General features: G+C 51.2%; 4 protein-coding genes. 3 read left to right on the forward strand and 1 reads right to left on the reverse strand.

Annotation, left to right across the window (positions count from 1 at the left end):
* Positions 1-74: 74 nt before the first annotated feature.
* On the reverse strand, positions 75-845 hold the full coding sequence (locus KDK13_RS05850; protein ID WP_257284025.1) for an alpha/beta fold hydrolase: 771 nt from the start codon (positions 843-845) through the stop codon (positions 75-77).
* A gap of 207 nt (positions 846-1,052) precedes the next feature.
* Between KDK13_RS05850 and KDK13_RS05855 the strand changes: the two genes are divergently transcribed.
* The 3 genes from KDK13_RS05855 to KDK13_RS05865 form a co-directional block, all read left to right on the forward strand.
* Positions 1,053-2,195: a M20 family metallopeptidase gene (locus tag KDK13_RS05855; RefSeq protein ID WP_257284026.1), complete on the forward strand. Its 1,143-nt coding sequence runs from the start codon at positions 1,053-1,055 to the stop codon at positions 2,193-2,195.
* A gap of 226 nt (positions 2,196-2,421) precedes the next feature.
* Complete coding sequence (locus tag KDK13_RS05860; protein ID WP_257284027.1) at positions 2,422-3,366, forward strand: hypothetical protein; 945 nt, start codon at positions 2,422-2,424, stop codon at positions 3,364-3,366.
* Positions 3,367-3,416: 50 nt separating this feature from the next.
* On the forward strand, positions 3,417-3,708 hold a 292-nt coding region (locus KDK13_RS05865; protein WP_257284029.1), incomplete at its 3' end, for a hypothetical protein.

Here is a 3,708-nt window from a genome sequence, read left to right on the forward strand (position 1 = left end):
AAAAATGGTTACGCAAAATATTTTTCACGGCAAAGAGCCGCCAGTGTTGCCTCTCACCGGCGGATCTCAATAACTCACCCAAGAAAGCGCAACAGTGTACGAGTCACCAACTCCGGTTTCTGGGCGTGAACCCAGTGCCCTGCTCCCGGTATCACCCTTACAGAGGCTGATGGAAAGAGTGCAAGCACCCGCTCTCGGTGCTCCGGCAACATATAGTCCGATTCTCCTCCCTTTATAAACAGGGTGTCATTGGCAAAACCAATATCAGACTGCTGCCCGGCAAGGATCTCCATGTAATGTGTCATGATCGCCGGCAGGTTCATCCGCCAGCGATAGTTACCCTGGTCATCACGATAGAGGTTTTTCAGCAGGAACTGACGCACACCTTGCTCTGGTTCATAGGCTTCCAGAAAACCATCTGCTTCGCTGCGGCTTTTCAGCCTGTTCAACGGCATCAACGATAACCCCTCAAGAATACTGTCGTGCCGCCTTTCCCAGTAAGTCACCGGCGCAATATCGATCACCGCCAACCTGTTAACGCGCTCTGGTGCCTTCAGGGCAACCGTCATCGCCACCTTACCGCCCATGGAATGGCCAACCAAATGCACGTTCTCAAGCTGGTTGTCATCCATATATTCCAGAACATCGTCGGCCATGGCCACATAGTTCATGGCTTCATCATGGGGAGAGCGGCCATGATTTCGCAGATCCAGCCCATGAACACGAAATGATTCAGCAAGACCGCGGTTGATCATACCCAGATTCTCCTGAGAGCCAAACAGACCATGCAGGCTGATCACATCAGCCTCCTGCCCATGCCCATGCTGCCTTGCGTACAATTTCATCTCTTCACTGCTTCTCCGTAGGTTGCTGACAAACGGTAATTACTGATCAGGAATTCTACCTAAACGTCAGTACAACCGTCTCTGCATTTGGTACAAAGATCATAAATTGAGCTTTGCCAGAAAAGCCAGCGGCTATTCATGATAATCATCACCGCTGTATCTGTTCCGGTAAGCAGCCTAACCCAACAGCAGGAAAAGTGAACCATCATGAGTGATCAACACTTCAATCTGGATCAATATCTGGAAGAACTGAAGCCTCTGATTAACGTCGATTGCGGTACCTGGACCCCCGCTGGTGTCAGCAAGGTTGCTGATATCATGACCGAAAAATACCAGGGTATCGGCTGGCAGGTTACCCGCCATACCTTTGATGAGAAAGTAGGCCCCGGCCTGCTGGCAACCAACAAGCCGGAAGCCGAAGCATACGACATCATGCTGATCGGCCACCTGGATACCGTTTTCCCGGAAGGCACGGTGGCCGAATGGTCCCTGACCCACGACGGTGAAAAGGCTTATGGTCCGGGGGTTGCTGATATGAAATCCGGCCAGCTGAATATGTTCAGGGCCATCAGCCAGCTGCCAGAAGACGTCGCTGATCGTCTGAGCATCTGTGTCTGTATGAATCCGGATGAAGAGATCGGCTCAATCTACTCCGGCGACTGGCTCAAGAGCATCGCCAGCAAGAGCCGCTATGTGCTGGTGGCTGAAGCGGCCCGTGCGGATGGTTCACTGGTTAAAGCCCGTAAAGGCATGGCATCTTACCAGGTCGAATTCAAAGGCAAGGCAGCTCACGCCGGTAACGAGCCAGAAAAAGGTATTTCTGCCATTACCGAGCTGGCGCACTGGATCACCACACTGAACCGGGAAACCAACTTTGACACGGGTACCACCCTGAACTTCGGTGTTGTGAAGGGTGGCTCTGCCGGTAATGTAGTACCTGACTATGCGTCCACTGTCCTGGATATCCGCTTCTGGGATAACGATGACTATGGCCGCCTGGAACAGAAGATCCAGCACATGGTGGCAACCCCTTCACTGCAGGGCGTTGAAATCAAGCTGACCCGCGAAGCCCACAAACCGGCCTTTACCCCGAATGAAGGCAGTGAAAAGCTGATGGCCCTGATTGAAAAAACCGGTGAGGATATGGGCCTGAACATCACCTGGCAGGCCGTCGGTGGCGGTTCCGATGCCAACCTGACAGGCTCGCTGGGCGTGCCCACGATTGATGGCCTGGGCCCTATTGGCGGTGCCATGCACAGCCGTAACGAGTTTCTGGTACTGGACTCCATCGAACCCCGGCTGACACTGCTGCGCAATGTGCTGATCAACCTGGCAGAAACCATTGACTGAATAAAAGAAAGATAATGAAACCAGAGCTCATCAATAACCGGTGAGCTCACAAAATAAATAATAAAAAAGCTTTCATATAGAAGCACATAAAAACAAAACCCTTCCACCTGCTCTTTTTTTAAACATATTCCTTTACTCATCTTGACACAAATCAACATAAAAAAAGGATTCGTAAGTATTATGGGCTGCGAAATATTTTCAACTTATAACAGGCCTTCAAAATAGCATGAAAATGAAACCCGGAATTCAGTCTATTGGTTACAGCGTTCTCGCTGGACTGACTGCCATGACTATGGCCTCCAGTGCCAGTGCAGCCAAAGTCAGTTTGAACACCAGTTATGAGGTAGGCGACTACGGCAGCGGTGACTCTTATAACTATGCCGGGCCTCGTATTGATTTAACCCTGAATCCGGACGGCTCCAACTGGTATTTTGACCTGGGGGTGCGTAAGCGAAATCACGACAGTGGCCAGACCTACAGCCGAACCGATCTGGGAGCCAGTTACCGCTACCGTTTTGCCAATGGCTGGGTACAGACTGGCGTTAAAGTACGCCGTGACGAGACACTCTACAATGCTGCTTCTGCCGGTCGTCTGCTCAATGACCAATACGGTATTGATTTGAACCATATCCTGGCCCTGGGGGGCAATTGGGGCTTATGGGGGGACTGGTCCTTCAGTATGACCAAAGAGACCCGCGAGTCATCAAAAATAATATCAGGCAAACTGGCTCTGGAAACCATTCGCAGCGATGGTTATGGCTGGGAAATTGAGCAGGGCGTTCGTTATTACCTCTCAAACTTCGCCCATATGACCGTATCCTTTTATGACAACGGGGTTCTTCAGGATAGGGGGGATATGTGGGGGACCGGTGGCAGCAAAGGCAGTACCCAGATTCGCGGTTACTACCACCATCGCTTCGCCAATGGCCTGAGCATTCAACCTTACATTCGTATACCGGTGGGGTATGGTCACCAGGATAAATGGTATGAAAGCGCAGCAGACCAGGAAAGCAAAACCACCCGTTATGCCCTGCAGATGAACTACCCGATCACCGATGCCATTCGCGTCAACGGTGAGTACTACATCGAACACAGCAAATTCACCCCGGAATCCAAAAAAGACGATGGCCACAGCCAGTACTTCCGCCTTGGTCTGAACTTCGTTTTCTGACGCTCCGCAAAGGACCGGTTTAAACACATTTAAAAGATTGGGAAATTATTATGTCGTCCAATGCTGTCTTTACGAAAAGTTTGCTGGCTGTTGCGGTAGCCATGGGGTCTACAGTTTTCTCTGCTGGAGCCATTGCCACTGAAGTTTGTCCGGAAGGAACGGTTTGCTCTACGATCACACCCGGAGCGGGAAATTACACCAATTCGAAGGACATTCTGGTCGCCAACGGTAACGGCATCACATATCAAGGCGTGACATCTGGCCATTTGTACAACCGGGCAGATATTACCGTTTCTGGCACCGGGTCTTACGGCATCTATCTTGCCGCAGACGCCACCACCG

Source organism: Endozoicomonas sp. SESOKO1 (assembly GCF_024606265.1).
Lineage (GTDB): Bacteria > Pseudomonadota > Gammaproteobacteria > Pseudomonadales > Endozoicomonadaceae > Endozoicomonas.